Source organism: Piscinibacter sp. PDB5-1 (genome assembly GCF_056676035.1).
In genome coordinates, this window is sequence record NZ_JBWVZL010000004.1 from 424,281 (window position 1) to 444,183 (window position 19,903).

Here is a 19,903-nt window from a genome sequence, read left to right on the forward strand (position 1 = left end):
GAAACAGACACGAAGAAGTGCAGGGTCGCGGGCGGCGAGGCGTGATGACCCCGGCGGCCCGCGAGAAGTTCAGCCGCGCCCGTCGGCCGCAGGCACCGGCCGCGACGGCGCAGGCGTGGTCGGTTCGCGCATCTGCGCCATCAGCGCATACCAGTCGAGGCGACGTGTGGCGACCATCACCGCCGCAAGCACCACGAACAACAGCGCCGAGCCCAGCACCATGGCCGTCTGCTCCATCTGCAGCAGGGCATAGAGCGCGCCGTAGAGGCCTGCAATGCCCGTGCCGAACACCAGGCCCGGCCCCCAGCCGCGCAGCACGTGGGCCGCGTAGTAGGTGAGCAAGAGGCTGCAGGCCGCGGCGGCGCCGAGGTACGACCAGCCGAACGCGAAGTGCTCGGACAGGCTCACCAGCATCAGGAAGAACAGCGTCAGCGCGCAACCGACCAGCAGGTACTGCAACGGGTGCACGCGCAGGCGGCGCATCACCTCGACCAGGCCGACGCCGACGAAGGTCAGCGCGATGAAGAGCAGGCCGTACTTGATGGCGCGGTCGCTCAGCACGTAGGGGTTCACCGGGTCGATGAAGCTGACGCCGAAGCTGTCCACGCAGGTCGGGCTGCCGTCGGTGACCCGCGCGGCGGTCTGGGCCTGCGCGGGCGTGGCACTGGTGCCGCACACGGCCACGCCCTGCAGCAGGCCGTGGCGCGCGGTGCTGGCCAGCGCGCTGACCTGCCACTGCGCGTCGAAGCGGGTGTCGGTGATCTGCCGCTCGACCGGCAGGAAGCGCCCGCCGAACGACGGGTGCGCCCAGTTCGAGCCGAGCTTCACGCGGGTGTCGTCACCGACCGGCACGAACGACAGGTTGCCGGTGCCAGCCAGGTTGAGCGACGCGCTCAGGCGCAGCGGCGCCTCGGCGCTGGCCGCCGCGTCGGCGATCACGCCGTGCAGGCCGGCCGGGTGTGCCGCCCACTCGCTGCCGGGCCGCACGGTCAGGGCCTGCGCACCCGCGCGCAGCGTGGCCGACTGGATGCCGCGCGCGTCGCTCACCGAGAACGACAGCATCGGCGCCTCACAGGCGACGCGGCCGCCAGGGTGCTCGGCCACCGGACGCAGCGCCGAAAGGTCCGCCCACTCGGCCTGCCACTCGGTCTTGGCGAGGTAGCTGTTGAGCTTGAACAGGCCCCGGTGCAAGGGCTCGATGCCCACCTGCACCTCGGCCTGCACGCTGCGCGGCCAGGCTGCGAGCACGAACTGGCGCTGGTCGGCGACGGTGCGGCGTTTGTCGCCTTCGCCTTCGGTGCGGTCCCAGGCTTCGGTGCAGCGGCGCAGCAGCACCGGGCCCACCACGGCCTGCGTGCCGGCGAGGCTGTCGGCCAGGCCTTGCTCGGCCGACCACTGGGTGGCCTGCCGTTCCTTGACGATGCCGTCGATCGACTCCAGGCCGACCAGCAGCGCCACCGCGACCGCGCCCAGCGCGGCCACTTTGCCCAACACGGGAAATCTCATGCGTCCTCTCCTTGGCTGTGTACGAAGCCGCGGAGTCTGCGAAGCGCCCGTGTGCGCCGCATGAAGCACGCATGCGTTGTGTGAAGCCCCGGTGAAGAAACACGCCGCGTGCCCGGGCTTCGCCGCTGGGCTACGCTTGCCGCCCCGGCCCACGAGGGCCTGCTGACCTGGAGTTGTGAGCCATGCGTATTCGCCGCGTCGTCGTGTCTGTGTGGATGGCCTCTTTGCTGGCCGTGGGCTGCGGCACCCCGGTCGTCAACCCCGTCACCGGCGAGACCGAGCGCTCGGTGATGAGCGAGGCCGACGAGATCGAGCAAGGCAAGAAGGCGCACGCCGAGGTCATCAAGGAATACGGCGTCTACAAGAACGCGGCGCTGCAGGCCTATGTGAACGACATCGGCCAGCGCCTGGCCAAGCAGTCGCACCGCGCGAACCTCACCTGGACCTTCACCGTGCTCGACAGCCCCGAGATCAACGCCTTCGCGTTGCCCGGCGGCTACGTCTACGTGACGCGCGGGATCATGGCCTACCTCGACAGCGAGGCCGAACTCGCCGGCGTCATCGGCCACGAGATCGGCCACGTCACCGCGCGCCACGGCGCGCAACGCGCGACCCGCCAGCAGACCGCTGGCATCGGCGTGATCGCCGCCACCGTGCTGGGTGCGGTGCTCGAAGCCGGTGGCGTGCGCGGCGCCACCGACCTGGCCGGGCAGGTGTCGCAGGTGGCTGCGGCCGGCTACATCGCCTCGTACAGCCGCGAGCAAGAGTCGCAGGCCGACCAGCTGGGCGCCGAGTACCTGGCGCGCAACCAGTACAACCCGCAGAACATGGTCGATGTGATCGGCGTGCTGAAGAACCAGGAACGCTTCGCCGCCGAAGCCGCCAAGGCCGAAGGCAAGGCCGCGCCCTCGGGTGGCAACTGGCTGGCCTCGCACCCCAGCAACGACAAGCGCCTGGCCGACATCCGCGAGTACGCCGCGCGCTACAACACCGGCCGCTACGGCGACGACAACCGCGGGCGCTACCTGCAGGCCGTCGACGGCATGGCCTTCGGCGAAAGCGCCTCGCAAGGCCTCACTCGCGGGCGCAACTTCTTCCACGAAGAACTGGGCATTGCGCTGACCGCGCCGCAGGGCTGGCAGGTGCAGAACTCGCCCGAGGCCATCGTGCTCGTCAACGGCGCACGCGACGCCGGGCTCATCGTGCGGCTGGTGCCCGACAAGGCCGGCAGCACGCACGATGAAATCATCCGCAACGCCATCAAGCCCGTCGATGGCCGCACCGAGCGCCGCAGTCTCAACGGCCTGAGCGCCACGCAGTTCACCGGCACGGTGCGCAACAAACAGGGCCAGAACGTCGCCGCGCGGCTGACCCTCGTCACCGGGCCCGGCGGCAAGAACTACCTCTTGCAGCACGCCGGCAAAGACAGCGCCGCGCTGCAGCGCGTGGCCGCGCAGATGCAAGAAGCCGAAGGCTCGTTTCGTGCGCTGACCGCCGCCGACCGCACCGCCGCCCGGCCTTGGGTGGTCAAGACGACGAGCTTCCCACGCGGCGGTTTCGCCGAGCTGGCGAAAAGCTCACCGCTCACGACGCAAGCCGAAGAACAGCTGCGCCTGATGAACAGCGCCTACGGCGGCGGCGCCGAGCCGCAGGTGGGCCAGCGGGTCAAGGTCGTGCAGTGACGAGGTGAGGGCTCAGCCGCCCGTGCGCCCCTCGGCCTCTTGCTGTGCCCGCATCCGTGCGTGCACGTAGGCGCCTTGCGGCACGTGCAGCAGGTCGGCGATGCGCCACAGCACGTGACGCTCGTGCTCGCTCAGGTGCCCGTCGGCATAGGCCACGCGCCACATGTGCTCGACCATGCGCAGCTTCTGCGGCATCTCGAAGCGCTCGTTGATGCGTGAGGTGAAGGCGTAGAGGTCGGTCGAGGCCTGCGCCGTGGTCTCGGCCAGCTCCGACAGGCGCTGCGCTTCGTCCTCGCCCAAGGCGAACTTGTCGCGCAGCGCGGTCAGCACGGCCGCACGTTCGTCCGCATGAAAGCCCGCGTCGGCCCGCATCACCTCGGTGAGCATCACCGCCGTGGCCAGCTGCAAGGCGTGCTCGGCCTGGGCCGGATCACCGCCCGGCGCCGGCGGCACCAGGGTGTTGAAGAGGTCTTTGAGGGTGCGCAGCATGGGCGGGGGTCGCGGGGTGGGTGCGGGTCGAATCGGTCAGTGGCGGACCGGGCCGGTGCCGGCAAGTTCCGGCGCCCGGCCGCCGCCGTTCAGCGAAACACCGGCGCGCGCTTTTCCAGCCCGGCCCGTGCGGCCTCGCGCTGGTTCGGGCTGCCGATCAGCGCCTTCTGCTCTTTCGCTTCGGCCAGCAGCACCTCGCCCGCACGCACCGGCGAGGCGCCGTTGAGCAGGCGCTTGCCCGCGCGGATGGCGTCGGGGCTCTTGCCCGCGATCTCGGCCGCCAGGGCCCGCGCCTCGGCCAGCGGGTCGTCGCTCACGCGCGTGCACAGGCCGATCGCCTGCGCCTCGACCCCCGAGACGATGCGGCCGGTGAAGGTCAGCTCGCGCAGCACGTCGGCACGCACGAGTTCGGTCATGAACACGCAGCCCGACATGTCGGGCACCAGGCCCCATTTCACCTCCATCACCGACAGCTTGGTCTCGGGGTGCACGAGGCGAATGTCGGCCCCCAGCGCGATCTGCAAGCCGCCCCCGAAGGCCACGCCATGCACGGCGGCAATCACCGGCACCGGCAGCTCGCGCCAGCCCCAGCCGACGTTCTGCGCCGCATTGGCCAGGCCGTGCGTGCGGTCCATCAGGTCGCGGCCCAGCGAGCCGCTGGTCTGGCCTTCGCCCATCTGCTGAAAGCGGCCCATGTCGAGCCCGGCGCAGAAGCCACGGCCTTCGCCGTGCAGCACGACGACGCGCACGGTGGGGTCGTTCTTGAGTTGGTCGATGGCGTCGTTGATCGACGTGAACATCGCCGCGTCGATGGCGTTCATCTTATCGGCGCGGGTGAGGGCGACTTCGGCGATACCCGTGTCGGAGACGGTGATGCGGACGCGGTCGAGGAGGTCGGTCATGGTGTGGCGTGGAAGAAAACCTGAAACCCGAGGCGGCCATGGGAGCCACCCGGAACGGACGCCGCACTGTAAGCGTGCCCAGGCTCGGGGCGTGCCGCCTGGGCGTCAGCGCTTCTTGTCCGAGAACCGGTCGTTGCGCCGGTAGAACTCTGGCGGCTTGTTCGCCACCCAGCGAACGAAGTCCGACATCGCGGGGTGGGCCCGCAAGCTGTCCCACGAGTGGAACTGCCGCGCCAGCTCCTTCTCGGTGAAGGTCGCGTGGATCTTGCGATGGCAAATGCGGTGCACCAGGTGCTTCACCACCCCGCCCCGGCTGCGCGGCACAAGGTGGTGCTCGTCCACGCTCGGACCGGCCACCAGGGGGCGACCGCACAGAGGGCAGCTGGCCTCTGCGTCAGCGGCCGACACCCGCAACCAATCCGGCTTGTCACGCAGCGAACGCTTCACCACCATCGTGGGGACTCCCAACACCGAGCCGATACCGGCCATTCACCTTGCGGGCGGCGGCCCGCATCGCACTTCTGGCCCTTCATCCCCCGCATCATGCAATGCCTCTCGCGCCCACACCGGGCGACACCGTTCGCCGCCCTGACGCTGCCTGCTCTGTTGTCTGCCTGCCAGCCCACCTCGGCCGCGACGCCGCCCCGCTTCGCCGCTGCGAGCTCGGGCGGTCCGGGGACAATCGTTGCCAGACTGCCGCCTGGTTCGGTGCGACAACTGCGGCTCACCCGCCCAGCGACAACGACTGAGCGGGAACGGCCGACCAATTCAGGGAGAAGAGACACATGATTCGCAAGACGCTCAACGTCGCTTTGGTGCTCTGCATCGCCTTTGCGGCCTCGGGTGGCGTGCAAGCCGCAGGCAAAGGCGAGCCCGCGCTGGACCTCGACGACTGCAGTGTGTTGACCGGCCAGCGGCAGGTGAGCGCGTACAAGAAGTGGCGCACCGGCACAGACGCGCTGGCCCAGCGAGGCGATCCATGGGCCATCACCACGCTGGCCGGACTGGCCAACAACGTGATGGTCTGCCACGAAGAAAAACTGCTGCCGAACGAGGGCTGGACCGTGACGATCGAGAGCGACAACGGCACCAGCGAGACCAAGGCGCCACCCGGCATCCCGAACATCGACAAGCGGCCCGCGGTCTTGGCCGATCTGCGTGACGTGGTGGCGCGCACACATGCGGCCGGTGCGTTCGATCCGGCCTACCGGCGCATGTCGGCCGAGTGGGTGGCGAAGTACGCCACCGTGCTCGCGGATGCCGTGCCACAGGCCTACGAAGATGTGGCCGGGGCGTACCACTTCGACTGCGTGCTCAAGCGAACCATCGGCAAGCGCGATCTGAAGTATTCGTGCCAGGCGGATCGGCGTGTGCGAGCACAACTGCTGCCCCGCGTGACGCCCGAAGTGCGGGCCGCTGCCGAGGCGCGTGCCGCTGAATGGGCACGCACATTGGACACATCACGCATCCAGGCCAACTGAGCGCATGGCGCCACGCATGAGTGCGTGGCTCTCGGACTGCGGCCCGGTGGGGCAAGTTGCGTTCGTTCGGCGGGAGCCTGTGCCGCTCACCGGAAGCGACCGGGGAGGCCATCCCGCAGCTTCAATGCAGCGACGCCCGATCGACCGCTCACCCTCAGGGCGGGAAATCAGGCGCACGCTGCAACTGGTCGGCCGCCTGCGACCCAACCGGCGAATCACACGTCGATGTTCGCCGCCCGCAGCGCATTGGCCTCGATGAACTCCCGGCGCGGCTCGACCTCGTCGCCCATCAGCATCGTGAAGACGCGGTCGGCTTCGATCGCGTCTTCGATCTGCACGCGCAGCAGGCGGCGCACGTTCGGGTCCATCGTGGTTTCCCACAGCTGCTCGGGGTTCATCTCGCCGAGGCCCTTGTAGCGCTGGCGACCGACGGCGTTTTCGGCCTGGGTGATGAGCCAGGCCATGGCTTGGCGGAAGTCGCCGACTTGCGACTCTTTCTGCTTCTCGCCTTCGCCGCGCTTGACGATGGCCTCGGCGCTGACGAGGCCCTTGAAGGTTTTGCCAGCGGTGCTGAGGGCTTCGTAGTCGGCACCGTGCACGAAGTCGGCGCTGATGACGCTGCTCTTGACGTTGCCGTGGTGCATGCGGCTGATGCGCAGGATGTGCTTGTCCATGCGCGCATCGAACTCGGCGGTGACTTCGGCGTTGTGCAACGCGGCCTTCATCGCAGTGGCCGAGGCTTCGGCGGCTTCGAGTGAGTCGAGGTTGACCTCCAGGCCGTTGGCCATCGCGCGCAGGGCTTCGATGTCCATCCAGTTGCTCAGGCGTTCGACCACGTTGTTGGCCAGCACGTATTGGCGTGCCAAGGTTTCGAGCGTCTCGCCTTGCAGCACGACACCGTTGACGCCGGTGTCGAGCTTGGCTTCTTTCAGTGCCACCTTCAGCAGGTAGGCGTCGAGTTCGATGCCGTCCTTGAGGTACTGCTCTTCCTTGCCGAGCTTGACCTTGTAGAGCGGCGGCTGCGCGATGTAGATGTGGCCGCGCTCGACGATCTCGGGCATCTGCCGGTAGAAGAACGTGAGCAGCAGCGTGCGGATGTGCGCGCCGTCCACGTCCGCGTCGGTCATGATGATGATGCGGTGGTAGCGCAGCTTGTCGGGGTTGAACTCGTCTTTGCCGATGCTGGTGCCGAGCGCGGTGATCAGCGTCAAGATTTCATTGCTAGTCAGCAGGCGTTCGAAACGTGCGCGCTCGACGTTCAAGATCTTGCCGCGCAGCGGCAGGATCGCCTGGAACTTGCGGTCACGCCCTTGCTTGGCCGAGCCGCCGGCGGAGTCGCCCTCGACGATGTAGATCTCGCACAGCGCGGGGTCTTTCTCTTGGCAGTCGGCCAGCTTGCCGGGCAGGCCCATGCCGTCGAGCACGCCTTTGCGGCGCGTCATTTCGCGGGCCTTGCGGGCGGCTTCACGGGCACGCGCCGCCTCGACGATCTTGCCGCAGATGATCTTGGCGTCGGTCGGGTTTTCGAGCAGGTAGTCGGTGAGCGTCTTGCTGACCACGTCTTCGACCGGGCCGCGCACTTCGCTCGACACGAGCTTGTCTTTGGTCTGGCTGCTGAACTTGGGCTCGGGCACCTTCACGCTCAGCACGCAGCACAGGCCTTCGCGCATGTCGTCGCCGGTGATCTCGACCTTGGCCTTCTTGGCCAGCTCGTTGTCTTCGATGTACTTGTTGATGATGCGCGTCATCGCGGCGCGCAGGCCGGTCAGGTGGGTGCCGCCATCGCGCTGCGGGATGTTGTTGGTGAAGCACAGCACGCTCTCGCTGTAGCCGTCGTTCCACTGCATCGCCACTTCGACGCCGATGTTGGTCTGCTGGTCGCTCATCTTGTCGCCCACGGCGTGGAAGATGTTCGGGTGCAGCGTCTTCTTGCCGGTGTTGATGAATTCGACGAAGCCCTTCACGCCGCCGGCGTAGGCGAAGTTGTCTTCCTTGTTGTTTCGCTCGTCGATCAGGCGGATCTTGACGCCGTTGTTCAGGAAGCTCAGTTCACGCAGGCGTTTGCTGAGGATGTCGTAGTGGAAGTCGATGTTCGAGAAGATTTCCAGGTCGGGCAGGAAGTGCACCTCGGTGCCGCGCTTCTCGGTCTCGCCGGTGATCTTCATCGGCGACACGTCGAAGCCGTTGCGCTGCTCGATGATCCGGTCTTGCGGAATACCTTGCTTGAACTCGAGGAAGTGCACCTTGCCGTCGCGGCGCACCGTGAGGCGCAGCCACTTGCTCAGGCCGTTGACGCACGAGACGCCCACGCCGTGCAGGCCGCCCGAGACCTTGTAGCTGTTCTGGTTGAACTTGCCGCCCGCGTGCAGCTCGGTCAGCGCGATCTCGGCCGCACTGCGCTTGGGCTCGTGCTTGTCGTCCATCTTCACGCCGGTCGGGATGCCGCGGCCGTTGTCGGTGACGCTGATGGAGTTGTCGCTGTGGATGGTGACGACGATGTCGTCGCAATGGCCGGCCAGCGCTTCGTCGATCGAGTTATCGACCACCTCGAACACCAGGTGGTGCAGGCCGGTGCCGTCGGACGTGTCGCCGATGTACATGCCCGGGCGCTTGCGCACGGCCTCCAGCCCTTCGAGGATCTGGATGCTGCCTTCGCCGTAGGCCGCGCTCGAGGCGGCGTCGTCCGAGGCCTTCTCGGCGGCGGTGCGCTTCGGCGGCACCACGGGCTCTTGCGGGGCTTGGTTGGCGTCGTCTTCGGGGATGTTCTGCACGTCACTCATCGCTTTGGGACTCTCGGTTCGGGTCGCGACACAGGGTTCGCGGCCCCTTTGAAAACGCTGAAGCGGGCCACGGCCCGCTTGTTGTTCGATGGGGAAGGAATGGGCTGCGCGGTCAGATGCGCATCGGCATCACGACGTACTTGAAACCGGCCTGCTCGGGCACGGTGATCAGCACGCTGGAGTTGGTGTCCTGCAGTTCGAGCTTGACCATCTCGGCACCCATGTTCGACAGCGCGTCCATCAGGTAGGTCACGTTGAAGCCGATCTCGATGGTGTCGCCGCTGTAGTCGATCTCGAGTTCTTCCTTGGCCTCTTCCTGCTCGGCGTTGCTCGACGCGATGCGCAGGCTGCCGGGTTCGAGGTTGATGCGCACACCCTTGAACTTTTCGCTCGTCAGGATGGCGGCGCGCTGCAGGCTCGACAGCAGCGGTGCCCGGCCCAGCGTCACGGCGTTCTTGTGGTTCTTCGGGATCACGCGGTTGTAGTCGGGGAACTTGCCCTCGACCAGCTTGGTGACGAACTCCATGCCGCTGAAGCTGAACTTGGCCTGGTTGCCGGCGAAGCGCATCTCGATGGGCGTGTCTTCGTCCTTCAAGAGGCGCTGCAGTTCGAGCACGGTCTTGCGCGGCAGGATGACCTCTTGCTTCGGGATCTCGACGTCGAGCGTGGCCTGGGCCAGCGCCAGGCGGTGGCCGTCGGTGGCGACGAGCGTCAGGCTCTTGCCTTCGGCGACGAAGAGGATGCCGTTGAGGTAGTAGCGGATGTCGTGCACCGCCATCGCGAAGTGCACCTGGTTGATCAGGCCCTTCAGCGTCTTCTGCGGCACGCTGAACATCGGCCCGAAGTCGGCCGCTTCTTGCACCAGGGGAAAGTCGTCCGCCGGCAGCGTCTGCAGGGTGAAGCGGCTCTTGCCGCCTTGCAGGGTCAGCTTGCTCTGGGCGGCCGAGAGGGTGACGTTCTGGTCGGCGGGCAGGGCACGCAGGATGTCGATCAGCTTGCGCGAGCCGACGGTGGTCGAGAAGTTGCCGGCATCGCCATCGAACTCGGCACTGGTGCGCACCTGGATCTCGAGGTCGCTGGTGGTGAACTCGATCTGGCTGCCGTTCTTGCGGATCAGCACGTTGGCCAGGATCGGCAGGGTGTGCCGGCGCTCCACGATGCCCGACACGGCTTGCAGAGCACTCAGAATCTTTTCTTGCGCTGCCTTCAAGACAATCATGTCAACCTCTTAATTTAGTCGTCTTAGTAGGAGAAGACGTTTTCTGTGGAGAACGTCATTTTCCCCTTTTCCATCAACTGTTTAACAGCCTGCCAACCCTGTGCAGCAGCCTGGGGTTCGGCGGTGTCTTCCCTACAACAACTTTCGGTCTGGTCGTTTGCCTGTGGACAGTTCGCCAGTTGTTGCGAAGTTGTCCCCAGACTTGTTGTTTGACAAACGGCGCAGACTGCCCCTCAGCCTTTCAAGGTCTGTTCCAGCACATGAAGTTGCTGGTTCAGCTCGGTGTTCTTCTGGCGCTCGGCGCCGATCTTGCGCACGGCGTGCAGCACCGTCGTGTGGTCACGCCCGCCGAAGAGCTCGCCGATCTCGGGCAGGCTCTTCTGCGTCATCTCTTTGGCCAGGTACATCGCGATCTGGCGCGGGCGGGCAATGCTCGCCGGGCGCTTCTTGCTGTACATGTCGGCGACCTTGATCTTGTAGAAGTCGGCGACCGTCTTCTGGATGTTCTCGACGCCCACCTGGCGGTTCTGGATCGACAGCAGGTCCTTCAGCGCCTCGCGGGCGAGCTGGATGTTGATGTCCTTCAGCGAGAAGCGCGAGTACGCCAGGATCTTGCGCAGCGCGCCTTCGAGTTCGCGCACGTTGGCGCGCACGTTCTTGGCGACGAAGAAGGCCACGTCCTCGGGCATCGGCGTGCCCTCGGCCTCGGCCTTGCGCATCAGGATGGCCACGCGCATCTCGAGCTCGGGCGGCTCGATGGCCACCGTCAGGCCGGCGTCGAAGCGGCTGGTCAGGCGCTCGTCGATGTCCACTAACCCCTTGGGGTAGGTGTCGCTGGTCATGATGATGTGGGCCTTCTTGGCCAGCAGGGCCTCGAAGGCGTTGAAGAACTCTTCTTGCGTGCGCTCCTTGCCGGCGAAGAATTGCACGTCGTCGATCAGCAGCAGGTCGAGCTGGTGGTACTTGGCCTTCAGCTCGTCGAAGGTCTTGCGCTGGTAGTTCTTGACGACGTCGGTGATGAACTGCTCGGCGTGCAGGTACAGCACGCGAGCGTCCGGCCGGTCGCTCAACAGCGCGTTGCCGACCGCGTGCACCAGGTGCGTCTTGCCCAGGCCCACGCCGCCGTAGATGAACAGTGGGTTGTACATCTGGCCCGGTGCGCCGGCCACGTGCAACGCGGCGGTGCGCGCCATCTGGTTGGCGCGGCCGGGCACCAGGGTGTCGAAGGTGAGGTTCGGGTTGAGGCGGTGGCGCGGCAGGGCCGCCGTGGCGCTGCTGTGTGAAGCAGCGCCGGGTCCGCCGATCTGCACGCTGTGCGCGGCATGGGCCGGGGCGGTGTTCAGGGCGCGGGCCACCGACACCGCGCCCGTGGGTCGCACCGTGGTGTTGCTGCCGGCGTAGACAGGCGCTTCACGCGGCGCCAGGGTCAAGTCCAGCCGAACGGGCTTGCCGGCCAGTTCGCTCAGCACGGCTTCGATGCGGTGGGCGTATTGGTTGCGGATCCAGTCGAGCTTGAAACGATTGGGAACGCGCAGCGAGGCGACGACCGCGTCGCCTTCGTCGTTGTTCGTCACGCTGGCCGCCGGCAGGGGGCGGATCCAGGTGTTGAATTGTTGTTCGGGCAGTTCGGCGGCGAGTCGCTCGCAGCCGCGTTGCCAGAGATCAGCGCTCATGGATTGTGGAAAACTCTTCTTTGGAGCGGGCGGATTCTAAGGGCGCCAAGGGCCCGGTGGGACGGTTATCCACAGCAGCGTGACACGTCGCACACGACGCGCCAGGCCGCATACTGCCGTGCAAGTCTTTGACTAGACTGGGGCTTTTTGGTGTAATAGTGGGTTTCCCGAAGGCCGGGGCTGGTTGTTCTCAGGTGAATTCACCCGGGCGCTCCAGCGGGCCTTGAGCGAAGGCCCGGCCTCTTGCGCGAACCGCTGCACACCCGCAACGGTTCATTGGCGCAGGGGATCACACGGTCGTCGCTGGGGAAGACTCCCCCTCGGGTTCCGTCCAACGGAGCCGCCATCGAGGAATGAATGGCCGGTGCGGTCTGCCACTTGAGGTGGCGCGTCCCGTCGGCCCCAGCAGGAACGACCATGAAACGCACCTACCAAGCTTCCAAGACCCGCCGCGCCCGCACCCACGGTTTCCTCGTGCGCATGAAGACGCGCGGCGGCCGCGCCGTGATCAACGCACGTCGCGCCAAGGGCCGCAAGCGCCTGGCTGTCTGAGCACGCGGCGGCCTGCCGAGTCGGGCTGCAACGTTCAGATGATCGGTCGCATGCTGCGCAGCGCCGACTTCGAGCGCGTGCTGGGCACACCCAGCCGCGCGCGCAGCCCGCATTTCGCCGTGCACTTTCTGCGCGGCGTCCCGGCACGCCCGCGAAAGCCGGCACACGATGCAGTTGTTCCAGAGTTGTCAACAGGTGAGGCACCAGCTCGGGGCTTGCCTGTGGATGACTCGGATCCCGACCGGGTTTGGTTCGGGGTCGTGGTGCCCAAGCGGCATGCCAAGCGGGCGGTGACCCGCAACCTGATCAAGCGCCAGATCCGCCAGGCGATGGTCAGCGCCGAGCGCGATGCCAGCCTGCCACGCGGCCTGTGGGTGGTGCGCTTGCGCGCGGGCTTCGACGCCAAAGCGTTTCTGAGTCCGGCGTCTGACGCCCTGCGTTCGGTGGCGGCCGATGAATTGCACGGTGTGCTGGCCCAGGCCTCGCGCCGCGCCGCCACGTGAGCGACCTCGCGATGTGCCACGTCAGCCGGGTGCGTCTGTGGCCGCGGCGTGCGCTGATGGCCGCGGTGCGCGCGTATCGCCTGTTGCTGAGCCCCTGGCTGGGCAATGGCTGTCGCTTCTACCCCACCTGCTCGGCCTATGCGCTCGAAGCGCTCGACACGCACGGCGCGCTGGCGGGCAGCTACCTGACCTTTCGCCGCATCGGCCGTTGTCATCCCTTGTGCCCGGGTGGCCATGACCCGGTGCCGCCCGCGCGCGGGTCGCGCCCGGGTGTCGATACAGCGTCATCGGGGTCGGGCAGTCTGCCCGCCTCCTCTCTCACTTCCGCGAAGAAGACCTCTCCATGACCGATATGCGCCGCACCCTGTTGTGGGTGGTGTTCTCGATGTCGCTCGTCCTGCTGTGGGACGCCTGGAACAAGCACAACGGCAAACCCTCGATGTTTGCGCCGCCGCCACCTGCGGTGGCCCAGGCCGCGTCGGCCGCTGGGACACCACCGGCTGCGTCAGCAGTGGGCGCAGGGGCGCCCACCACAGGGGCTGCACCTCCCAGCTCGGTCGCTTCGGCGCCGTTGGCCTCACAAAAGCTGCAGGTCACGACCGACCTCGTTCGTGCGACGGTGGACACCCGGGGCGGCGACCTCGTGCGGGTCGAGTTGCTCGCCCACCAAGAGGCGGTGATCAAGCCCTGGTACGCGCCGTTCGTCGAGCTGTTCAGCGGCAAGGGGGACCAGGTCGTCACGCCGAAGAACGTGGTGGTGCTGGACCAATCGAACGAGCGCCGCTACATGGCGCAGACGGGCCTGATCTCGGCGGGCGGCGGCGCCACCTTGCCGAGCCACGCGACCACGATGACGGTGGTGTCGAAGGGCGAGACCCTGGAGCCCGGCCAGAACGAACTGCAGATCAAGCTCGAATCGCCCGAGGTCGGTGGCGCGAAGCTGGTGAAGACCTACACCTTCCAGCGTGGCAGCTACGTGGTCGGTGTGCGCCACGAGGTGGTCAACGTGTCGAACGCGCCGATCGACCCGCAGCTGTACCTGCAACTGGTGCGCGACGGCAATGCGCTGCCGGGTGAGTCGAGCCTGTACTTCACGTTCACGGGCCCGGCGGTCTACAGCGAGGCCTCGCGCTTCCAGAAGATCGACTTCAAGGACATCGAGAAGGGCAAGTCCGAGCACGCGAAGCACGCCAACGACGGTTGGGTGGCGATGGTGCAGCACTACTTCGCGTCGGCCTGGTTGCTGGGCGCCGAAGGCCACCCGCAGCAGGCGCGCGATTTCTTCACGCGCAAGGTCGGCACCAACGAGTACTCGGTCGGCATGATCGTGCCGCTGGGCGCGGTGGCGCCCGGCCAGAGCAAGGCACAAGACGCGCGCCTGTTCGTCGGCCCGCAAGAAGAAACCAAGCTGAGTGCACTCGCCCCGGGCCTGGAGTCGGTGAAGGACTACGGCATCTTCGCGCTGCTGTCCAAGCCGCTGTTCTGGTTGCTGTCGCAGCTGTACAAGATCATCGGCAACTGGGGCTGGTCGATCGTGGCGCTGGTGGTGCTGCTGAAGATCGCGTTCTACTGGCTCAACGCGAGTGCCTACCGCTCGATGGCCAAGATGAAGGCCGTCAACCCGCGCGTGATGGAACTGCGCGAGCGTCTGAAGGACAAGCCGCAGCAGATGCAGCAAGAGATGATGCGCATCTACCGCGAAGAGAAGGTCAACCCGCTGGGCGGCTGCCTGCCGATCTTCGTGCAGATGCCGTTCTTCATTGCGCTGTACTGGGTGCTGCTGTCCACGGTCGAGATGCGCAACGCGCCGTGGATCGGCTGGGTGCAGGACCTCTCGGTGCCGGACCCGTACTTCATCTTGCCGCTGCTGATGACGGCCACGAGCTTGCTGCAGACCTGGCTGAACCCGCGTCCGCCCGATCCCGTGCAGGCCAAGATGATGTGGTTCATGCCGCTGATCTTCTCGGTGATGTTCTTCTTCTTCCCGGCCGGCTTGGTGCTGTACTGGCTGACGAACAACATCTTGTCGATCGCGCAGCAGTGGCTCATCAACAAGCAGATGGGCGTGCTGCACACGAAGTGACGGCGTCGATCTGACGCAGGCATGACGAAGGCCCTGGTGCGTGATGAATGCACGCCCGGGGCCTTCTTGTTTCTGGACCCCCGCCCGGGGGGCTTGTTGCTGCAGCGCGGCCGGCGGCACCATGGGCCCCTGGCCGCGTGACAAGTGCTTCAGGCACACCGCACGACGAACGGCCCGCGAGCAGGGCGGCCCCTCGGGTCACCGGCTCACGTCACCACCAGTCAATGCGGGGCAGACCCGCTGGTGGCGCCGAATGGCGATGTTCTCTGCATCGTGGCTTCGGCGTGACACCAGCGGCTCGGGAGAATCTCAGGCGCAGACAACCGCGACCTGACACTCCCCCCGCGCCATCTCACCCGGCCGCGCGTGATGCGCGCGCCGGGCTTCAACACCGAGTCAGGTCGAAGCTGTCGCGAGCGCCCGGGCGAGCGCTGTGTATTCGGCCACCGGCACTTCTTCGGCGCGACGTTGCAGGTCGAAGTCGATCTGCGCGCCACGGGCTTCGAGCCAGCGGCCGAGCGTGTGGCGCAGCAGCTTGCGGCGTTGCGAGAACGCCGAGGTGACCAGTTCGCCCAGCAGTCGGGGGTCGATGCCTTGCGCGTCGGGCCAGGGCTGCATGCGCACCACGGCCGAGTCCACGCGCGGCGGCGGGTCAAAGGCCTCGGGCGGCACGTCGAGCACCGACTCGACGTGGTAGCGCCACTGCAGCATCACCGACAAGCGGCCGTAGTCTTTGTTACCCGGCGCGGCGGCCATGCGGTCCACCACCTCTTTTTGCAGCATGAAGTGCTGGTCCACGACCCGGTCCACCGCATCGAGCAGGTGAAAGAGGATGGGCGTCGAGATGTTGTACGGCAGGTTACCGACCACGCGCAGCTTCTGGCCGCGTTCGTCGGCCAGGGCGCGAAAGTCCACCTTCAGCACGTCGGCCTCGACCACGTGCAGCTCGGGCCGTTTACGCAGGCGGGCGGCCAGGTCGCGGTCGAGTTCGACCACGGTGAGTTGCTCGCTGCGGGCGACCAGCGGGTTGGTCATCGCGCCCAGGCCGGGGCCGATCTCGACCAGCGCTTCGCCGGGCTTCGGGTCGATGGCATCGACGATGGCGCCGATGATCGAATCGTCGGCCAGGAAGTGCTGGCCGAAGCGCTTGCGAGGGATGTGTTTCAAGGGGGCGGCTCGCGCATCTCGATGTACGAGCGCGCGCGCAGGTCGCGCAGCCACTCGGTGTAGGCCGGCTCGAACTTCTGTTCGCGCAGCGCGGCGCGGGCCTGGTCGCGCAGTTGCTTGGGCTCGATGGGCACCTCGCGGCGGTCGGTCACCTGGATCAGGTGCACGCCGAAACGCGAGACCACCGGGTCGGAAAGGCCGTTGAGCGCCAGAGCGTTCATCGCTTCTTCGAACTCGGGCACGAACGAGCCGGGCGACGTCCAGCCGAGGTCGCCTCCTTGCGGGCCGCTGCCGTCTTGCGAGTTCTCGCGGGCCAGTGCCTCGAAGCTCTTGGCGCCGGTTTCGATCTGGCGCTTGAAGCCTTGCAGGCGGCGCACGGCGCTCTCTTGCGTCTGCGGCGGCGCGGGCCGCAGCAGGATGTGCCGCGCGCGCGTCTGCGTGACGCTCATGCCGGGTTCGCGTTGTTCGACCAGCTTGAGCACGTGAAAACCGGCCGAGCTGCGCACGAGGTCGGGCGCCACCTCGCCGGCCTTCAGGTGCTTGACGGCCTCGACGAAGAGGTCGGGCAGGCGGCTTGCGGTGCGCAGGCCGAGTTCGCCGCCGCGGGCGCGGTTGCTGTCTTCGGACAGCTCGCGGGCCACCGCCTCGAAGCTCTCCTTGCCGCCGCGCACACGCGCCAGCGCGGCTTCGGCGCGCGCGCGGCGCGTGGCGACGATCAGCTCGCTGGCGCCTTCAGGCACGGGCACGAGGATTTGCGCGATGTTGTATTGCATGGCCGCGCCGCCCGGGCCGCGTTGCTTTTGCAGGTAGGCCTCGATCTCGTCGTCGCTGATACGGATGCGGGACATCACCTCGCGCTCGCGCACGCGCTCGACCAGGATCTGGTCGCGGATGTTGTTGCGAAAGCGCCCGTAGTCGATGCCCTCGCTTCGCAGGCGTTCGCGCAGCTGCGCGAGCGTGATCTGGTTCTGTGCGGCGATGTTGTTGATGGCGCGGTCGAGTTCGGCGTCGTCCACGCGCTGGCCCATGTCGCGCGCGAAGGTGACCTGCACGCGCTCGTCGATCAGCGCGTCGAGCACGTCGCGGCGCAGTTCGTCGTCGGCCGGCAGCGTGTTGCCGCGCTGCTTGGCGTCGGCGCGAATGCGCGCGAGGCGCTGCTCCAGTTCGCCAGCGGTGACGAGTTCTTGGTTGACGATGGCGAGGATGTAGTCGGCGGTGCGCGCCGGGGTGCGCTGCGCCTGCGTGGGCGCGGCCAAGGCCAGGCTCAGCAGTGCGGCGGCGCACAGGCGGCTGGCAAGCAGCGGGGGACGAAACGGCAGCATCGGCATGGGCTTACGGGGCAACAGGGGGTGAGGGGTCGTCCCGCAGCAAACGGTAGCCCGGGACATTGTCCTTCAACACTTTCAGCGGGTTGGTGCCGAGGCGTGACAGGCCGACGAACTCGATTTCGAAGCCAAGCTGGGTGGTCGCTTCGACCTGGCTGGTGGACAGGCGCTTGGCGACGATGCGGCCGATCCAGCAGCCGGCGTCGTATTCGAGGCCCAGCACCGAGTCGGTGACGCGGCTTTCCAGCAGGCTGAAGTTGATGCGGCCCACGCTGTACCAGGTGCCACGGCAATCGCCCTTGCTCGCATAACCGCGCCGGCTCGAACCCGTCGCAGGTCCATAGACCGGCCATTGCCAGCCCAGTTCCACCTGCTCGCTTTCGCCGCGTTTCAGGCGGTAGACCGCGTTGAGCGTGCGGTACGGCCCCGGCGACCAGCGCGCGCCGACGATGGCGCGGGTGGTGCGGTCGGTGTCGGGGTTGTATTGCAGCGCGCCGTCGAAGCGCCAGCGCGGCACGATGCTCGACGAGCCCAGCAGCAGCAGGTCCGACAGGCGCTGTGTGACCGGCGGGCCATCGGGTGTGAGGCGCTGGTCGTTGAACAGGAAGCGCTGCGCGATGCCCAGACGCGCGGCCTCGGCGCCGGTGTTCGCATCGATCAGCCGAGAGGTCACGCCGGCGGTCAGCTGGTTGGCGTCGGACACGCGGTCGATGCCCGAGAACGCGTTGTCGGTGTAGATGGACTCGAAGTTGAAGTCCTTGCCGGCCGAGTCGAAGTTGGGCAGCGCGCCTTGCGGGCGGTAGGGCGTGCGCACGTACAAGAGGCGCGGCTCCAGCGTCTGGCGCATGGCGCGGCCGAACCACTGCGCGTCGCGTTCGAGCACCCAGGCGCTGTCGAGGCTGAAGGTCGGGATCGTGCGCTGCGCCTCACTGCGCAACCGTTCGCTGCCGGCCTGCCTTTCGAGCGAGTAGCGGGCGCTGTTGAACGACATCTTCGGCACGAGCGACCAGCCCGGCGTCACCCACGGGCGGCTGATCGCGCCGAGCGCGTGCACACGCGTGCCGGTCGGCCGGTCGGTGGGCAAGAACGCGCGGTGGCCGTCCGGGTTCTCGAAGCGGTTGATCTCGGTCTCGAAGGCAAGTTCGAAGCCGCCCGCAAGCGGCTGGCGGGTGCGAATGCCCAGTTGCGGCGCGCGGTCGTAGGGCGCGTCGATCAGGTTCTCGGGGTCTTGCAGCACCTGCCAGCGGTGCACGCGCGCGTAGGCCGACCAGTCGCCGAAGCGCTCGGTCTCGACGCTCTGGCTGGCGCGCAGCTCCACCGGCAGCAGGCGCGGCGTGAGGCTGTCGATGCCGCCCGGAAAGTCTTTCCAGTAGTCGTCGTCGGACACGCGTGCGACCTTGGCGCTGTAGAGCGCGCCGCGCCACGGGTGGCCTTCGTGCTTGACGTTGAGCGCACCGCGGGCGTCGCCGTAAAGCTTGTCGTTGGGCAGCGCGTTCAGGCGCAGCACGCCTTCGTAGCTGGGCATCAGGTAGCGGAACTCGCTGTCGAGACCGACGCCGCGCTTGGTGATGATGGTCGGCGTGAAGGTCGCGTCGCGGTTGGGCGCGATGTTCCAGTAGTAGGGCACGGCGACCTGCAGGCCAGTCTTGGTGTCCAGGCCCAGGCTGGGTGGCAGCCAGCCCGACTTGCGTTCGTCCGACAGCGGAAAGCTCAGGATCGGCGCGCCCAGCACCGGCACGCCCATGAAGCGCAGCACGGCGCCCTCGGCGATGCCTTCGTTCTTGTCGAAGTCGAGGCGGATCTTGTCGGTGCTCAGCAGCCAGGCGGGGTCGCCCGAGCCATCGGCGGGGCAGCTGGTGTAGGTCGCGCCGACCGCCGAGGCGCGTTGCTCGCCCAGGAAGTCGAGCCGCTCGGCGCGGCCACCGGCCTGCGTGCGCGAGAAGAAATAGGTCGGCTCCAGAAAGAAGCCCTCGAAGCGTTCGACGCGCAGCTGCAGTTCGCGCCCCGTGTAGCGGTCGCCCTGGCGCAGCAGGCGCACGTTGCCGCTGGCGCGCGCCAGGTCTTCGGGCTGGTTGTAGCTGAGGCGGTCGGCCTGCACCGTGAGGTCGCCACGGCGCAGTTCGACCTCGCCTTCAGCCACCGTTTCGAGGTCGGGCTGGCCGCGGATCTGGTTCGCTTCGAGCACCGTCGGCGGCACGGCCGACGCGGTCACCGCGGGGGCGACGGCCGTTTGCGCGTGCACCCCAGGGCCCAGCGTCGCCAGCAGCAAGCCCACCGCGGTCGCGATGGCACTGGGCGTGGCCGTGCGCAGCGCGCGGGACGCGGGCGAGGCGGCAGCCACAGGCACGAGGTCGGGCGCGGGCACGGAAACGGGCACGAGGTTGCAGCGCGAAGGGGGTTGCAGAACAGGACCGTCGGGGCGCTGCGGCGCGACGGTCCGCAGGGCTCGAACGTGCGGGGCACGGACGGCGATTTGTAGAATCGAACGATTATCCATGAGGGTCTTCAGCCCCTCGTGCCACCGGGCCAAGCGCCTCTGCG

Annotated in this window: 16 protein-coding genes; 6 read left to right on the top strand and 10 right to left on the bottom strand. The window is 67.5% G+C overall.

Annotated elements, in window-relative coordinates:
* Positions 1 to 69: 69 nt before the first annotated feature.
* Positions 70 to 1,506 (bottom strand): cell envelope integrity protein CreD, encoded by a 1,437-nt coding sequence (creD, locus tag AC1KAT_RS18230; RefSeq protein ID WP_480328394.1) that lies wholly within the window; start codon positions 1,504 to 1,506, stop codon positions 70 to 72.
* 182 nt (positions 1,507 to 1,688) lie between these two features.
* Here creD and AC1KAT_RS18235 point away from each other — a divergent pair, with 182 nt between their 5' ends.
* On the top strand, positions 1,689 to 3,188 hold the full coding sequence (locus tag AC1KAT_RS18235) for a M48 family metalloprotease (protein ID WP_480328395.1): 1,500 nt from the start codon (positions 1,689 to 1,691) through the stop codon (positions 3,186 to 3,188).
* A 12-nt stretch (positions 3,189 to 3,200) separates the two neighbouring features.
* Here the strand turns inward: AC1KAT_RS18235 and AC1KAT_RS18240 are convergent, their stop codons facing one another.
* The 3 genes from AC1KAT_RS18240 to AC1KAT_RS18250 all read right to left on the bottom strand — a co-directional run bounded on the left by AC1KAT_RS18240 (position 3,201) and on the right by AC1KAT_RS18250 (position 5,068).
* The gene (locus AC1KAT_RS18240; RefSeq protein ID WP_480328396.1) at positions 3,201 to 3,677 is read right to left on the bottom strand and encodes a tellurite resistance TerB family protein; all 477 of its coding nucleotides are present in this window, start codon (positions 3,675 to 3,677) and stop codon (positions 3,201 to 3,203) included.
* An 89-nt stretch (positions 3,678 to 3,766) separates the two neighbouring features.
* On the bottom strand, positions 3,767 to 4,579 hold the full coding sequence (locus tag AC1KAT_RS18245) for a crotonase/enoyl-CoA hydratase family protein (RefSeq protein ID WP_480328397.1): 813 nt from the start codon (positions 4,577 to 4,579) through the stop codon (positions 3,767 to 3,769).
* Between the two features lie 105 nt (positions 4,580 to 4,684).
* Complete coding sequence (locus AC1KAT_RS18250; RefSeq protein ID WP_480328398.1) at positions 4,685 to 5,068, bottom strand: HNH endonuclease family protein; 384 nt, start codon at positions 5,066 to 5,068, stop codon at positions 4,685 to 4,687.
* 296 nt (positions 5,069 to 5,364) lie between these two features.
* On the opposite strand from AC1KAT_RS18250, the gene AC1KAT_RS18255 reads away from it, so the two are divergent.
* Positions 5,365 to 6,060, top strand: coding sequence for a hypothetical protein (locus AC1KAT_RS18255; RefSeq protein ID WP_480328399.1), 696 nt, complete (start codon positions 5,365 to 5,367; stop codon positions 6,058 to 6,060).
* A gap of 215 nt (positions 6,061 to 6,275) precedes the next feature.
* On the opposite strand, the gene gyrB is transcribed toward AC1KAT_RS18255, so the two are convergent.
* From gyrB to dnaA, 3 genes are all read right to left on the bottom strand, one after another.
* Positions 6,276 to 8,783 (bottom strand): DNA topoisomerase (ATP-hydrolyzing) subunit B, encoded by a 2,508-nt coding sequence (gene gyrB, locus AC1KAT_RS18260; RefSeq protein ID WP_480328528.1) that lies wholly within the window; start codon positions 8,781 to 8,783, stop codon positions 6,276 to 6,278.
* A gap of 169 nt (positions 8,784 to 8,952) precedes the next feature.
* Positions 8,953 to 10,059 carry a DNA polymerase III subunit beta gene (gene dnaN, locus AC1KAT_RS18265; RefSeq protein ID WP_480328400.1) on the bottom strand — a complete coding sequence of 369 codons (1,107 nt, stop codon included), beginning with the start codon at positions 10,057 to 10,059 and terminating at the stop codon, positions 8,953 to 8,955.
* A 233-nt stretch (positions 10,060 to 10,292) separates the two neighbouring features.
* Complete coding sequence (dnaA, locus tag AC1KAT_RS18270; protein ID WP_480328401.1) at positions 10,293 to 11,732, bottom strand: chromosomal replication initiator protein DnaA; 1,440 nt, start codon at positions 11,730 to 11,732, stop codon at positions 10,293 to 10,295.
* Between the two features lie 417 nt (positions 11,733 to 12,149).
* Between dnaA and rpmH the strand changes: the two genes are divergently transcribed.
* Genes rpmH through yidC form a run of 4 tightly spaced genes read left to right on the top strand, consistent with a single transcriptional unit; the run spans position 12,150 to position 14,870 of the window.
* Entirely contained in the window at positions 12,150 to 12,284 is a 135-nt protein-coding gene (gene rpmH / locus AC1KAT_RS18275; RefSeq protein ID WP_047486751.1) for a 50S ribosomal protein L34, read from the top strand.
* Between the two features lie 50 nt (positions 12,285 to 12,334).
* Positions 12,335 to 12,787, top strand: coding sequence for a ribonuclease P protein component (locus AC1KAT_RS18280; protein ID WP_480328402.1), 453 nt, complete (start codon positions 12,335 to 12,337; stop codon positions 12,785 to 12,787).
* An 11-nt stretch (positions 12,788 to 12,798) separates the two neighbouring features.
* On the top strand, positions 12,799 to 13,134 hold the full coding sequence (yidD, locus tag AC1KAT_RS18285) for a membrane protein insertion efficiency factor YidD (RefSeq protein ID WP_480328529.1): 336 nt from the start codon (positions 12,799 to 12,801) through the stop codon (positions 13,132 to 13,134).
* Complete coding sequence (yidC, locus tag AC1KAT_RS18290) at positions 13,131 to 14,870, top strand: membrane protein insertase YidC (protein WP_480328403.1); 1,740 nt, start codon at positions 13,131 to 13,133, stop codon at positions 14,868 to 14,870. The genes yidD and yidC overlap by 4 nt, the downstream gene beginning before the upstream one ends.
* 396 nt (positions 14,871 to 15,266) lie before the next feature.
* Here the strand turns inward: yidC and rsmA are convergent, their stop codons facing one another.
* From rsmA to AC1KAT_RS18305, 3 genes are read right to left on the bottom strand one after another with little or no spacing between them, the layout of a single operon-like run.
* Positions 15,267 to 16,037: a 16S rRNA (adenine(1518)-N(6)/adenine(1519)-N(6))-dimethyltransferase RsmA gene (gene rsmA, locus AC1KAT_RS18295; RefSeq protein WP_480328404.1), complete on the bottom strand. Its 771-nt coding sequence runs from the start codon at positions 16,035 to 16,037 to the stop codon at positions 15,267 to 15,269.
* Complete coding sequence (locus tag AC1KAT_RS18300) at positions 16,034 to 17,365, bottom strand: peptidylprolyl isomerase (RefSeq protein ID WP_480328405.1); 1,332 nt, start codon at positions 17,363 to 17,365, stop codon at positions 16,034 to 16,036. Before AC1KAT_RS18300 ends, rsmA begins: the two co-directional genes overlap by 4 nt.
* 4 nt (positions 17,366 to 17,369) lie before the next feature.
* Complete coding sequence (locus tag AC1KAT_RS18305) at positions 17,370 to 19,739, bottom strand: LPS-assembly protein LptD (protein ID WP_480328406.1); 2,370 nt, start codon at positions 19,737 to 19,739, stop codon at positions 17,370 to 17,372.
* Positions 19,740 to 19,903: the final 164 nt, after the last annotated feature.

What these genes read in the sequence shown, in the direction of transcription:
- creD (WP_480328394.1), bottom strand. Translation starts at nt 1,506, where the DNA reads ATGAGATTTCCCGTGTTGGGCAAAGTGGCCGCGCTGGGCGCGGTCGCG.
- AC1KAT_RS18235 (WP_480328395.1), top strand. Translation starts at nt 1,689, where the DNA reads ATGCGTATTCGCCGCGTCGTCGTGTCTGTGTGGATGGCCTCTTTGCTG.
- AC1KAT_RS18240 (WP_480328396.1), bottom strand. Translation starts at nt 3,677, where the DNA reads ATGCTGCGCACCCTCAAAGACCTCTTCAACACCCTGGTGCCGCCGGCG.
- AC1KAT_RS18245 (WP_480328397.1), bottom strand. Translation starts at nt 4,579, where the DNA reads ATGACCGACCTCCTCGACCGCGTCCGCATCACCGTCTCCGACACGGGT.
- AC1KAT_RS18250 (WP_480328398.1), bottom strand. Translation starts at nt 5,068, where the DNA reads ATGGCCGGTATCGGCTCGGTGTTGGGAGTCCCCACGATGGTGGTGAAG.
- AC1KAT_RS18255 (WP_480328399.1), top strand. Translation starts at nt 5,365, where the DNA reads ATGATTCGCAAGACGCTCAACGTCGCTTTGGTGCTCTGCATCGCCTTT.
- dnaN (WP_480328400.1), bottom strand. Translation starts at nt 10,059, where the DNA reads ATGATTGTCTTGAAGGCAGCGCAAGAAAAGATTCTGAGTGCTCTGCAA.
- dnaA (WP_480328401.1), bottom strand. Translation starts at nt 11,732, where the DNA reads ATGAGCGCTGATCTCTGGCAACGCGGCTGCGAGCGACTCGCCGCCGAA.
- rpmH (WP_047486751.1), top strand. Translation starts at nt 12,150, where the DNA reads ATGAAACGCACCTACCAAGCTTCCAAGACCCGCCGCGCCCGCACCCAC.
- AC1KAT_RS18280 (WP_480328402.1), top strand. Translation starts at nt 12,335, where the DNA reads ATGCTGCGCAGCGCCGACTTCGAGCGCGTGCTGGGCACACCCAGCCGC.
- yidD (WP_480328529.1), top strand. Translation starts at nt 12,799, where the DNA reads ATGTGCCACGTCAGCCGGGTGCGTCTGTGGCCGCGGCGTGCGCTGATG.
- yidC (WP_480328403.1), top strand. Translation starts at nt 13,131, where the DNA reads ATGACCGATATGCGCCGCACCCTGTTGTGGGTGGTGTTCTCGATGTCG.
- AC1KAT_RS18300 (WP_480328405.1), bottom strand. Translation starts at nt 17,365, where the DNA reads ATGCCGATGCTGCCGTTTCGTCCCCCGCTGCTTGCCAGCCGCCTGTGC.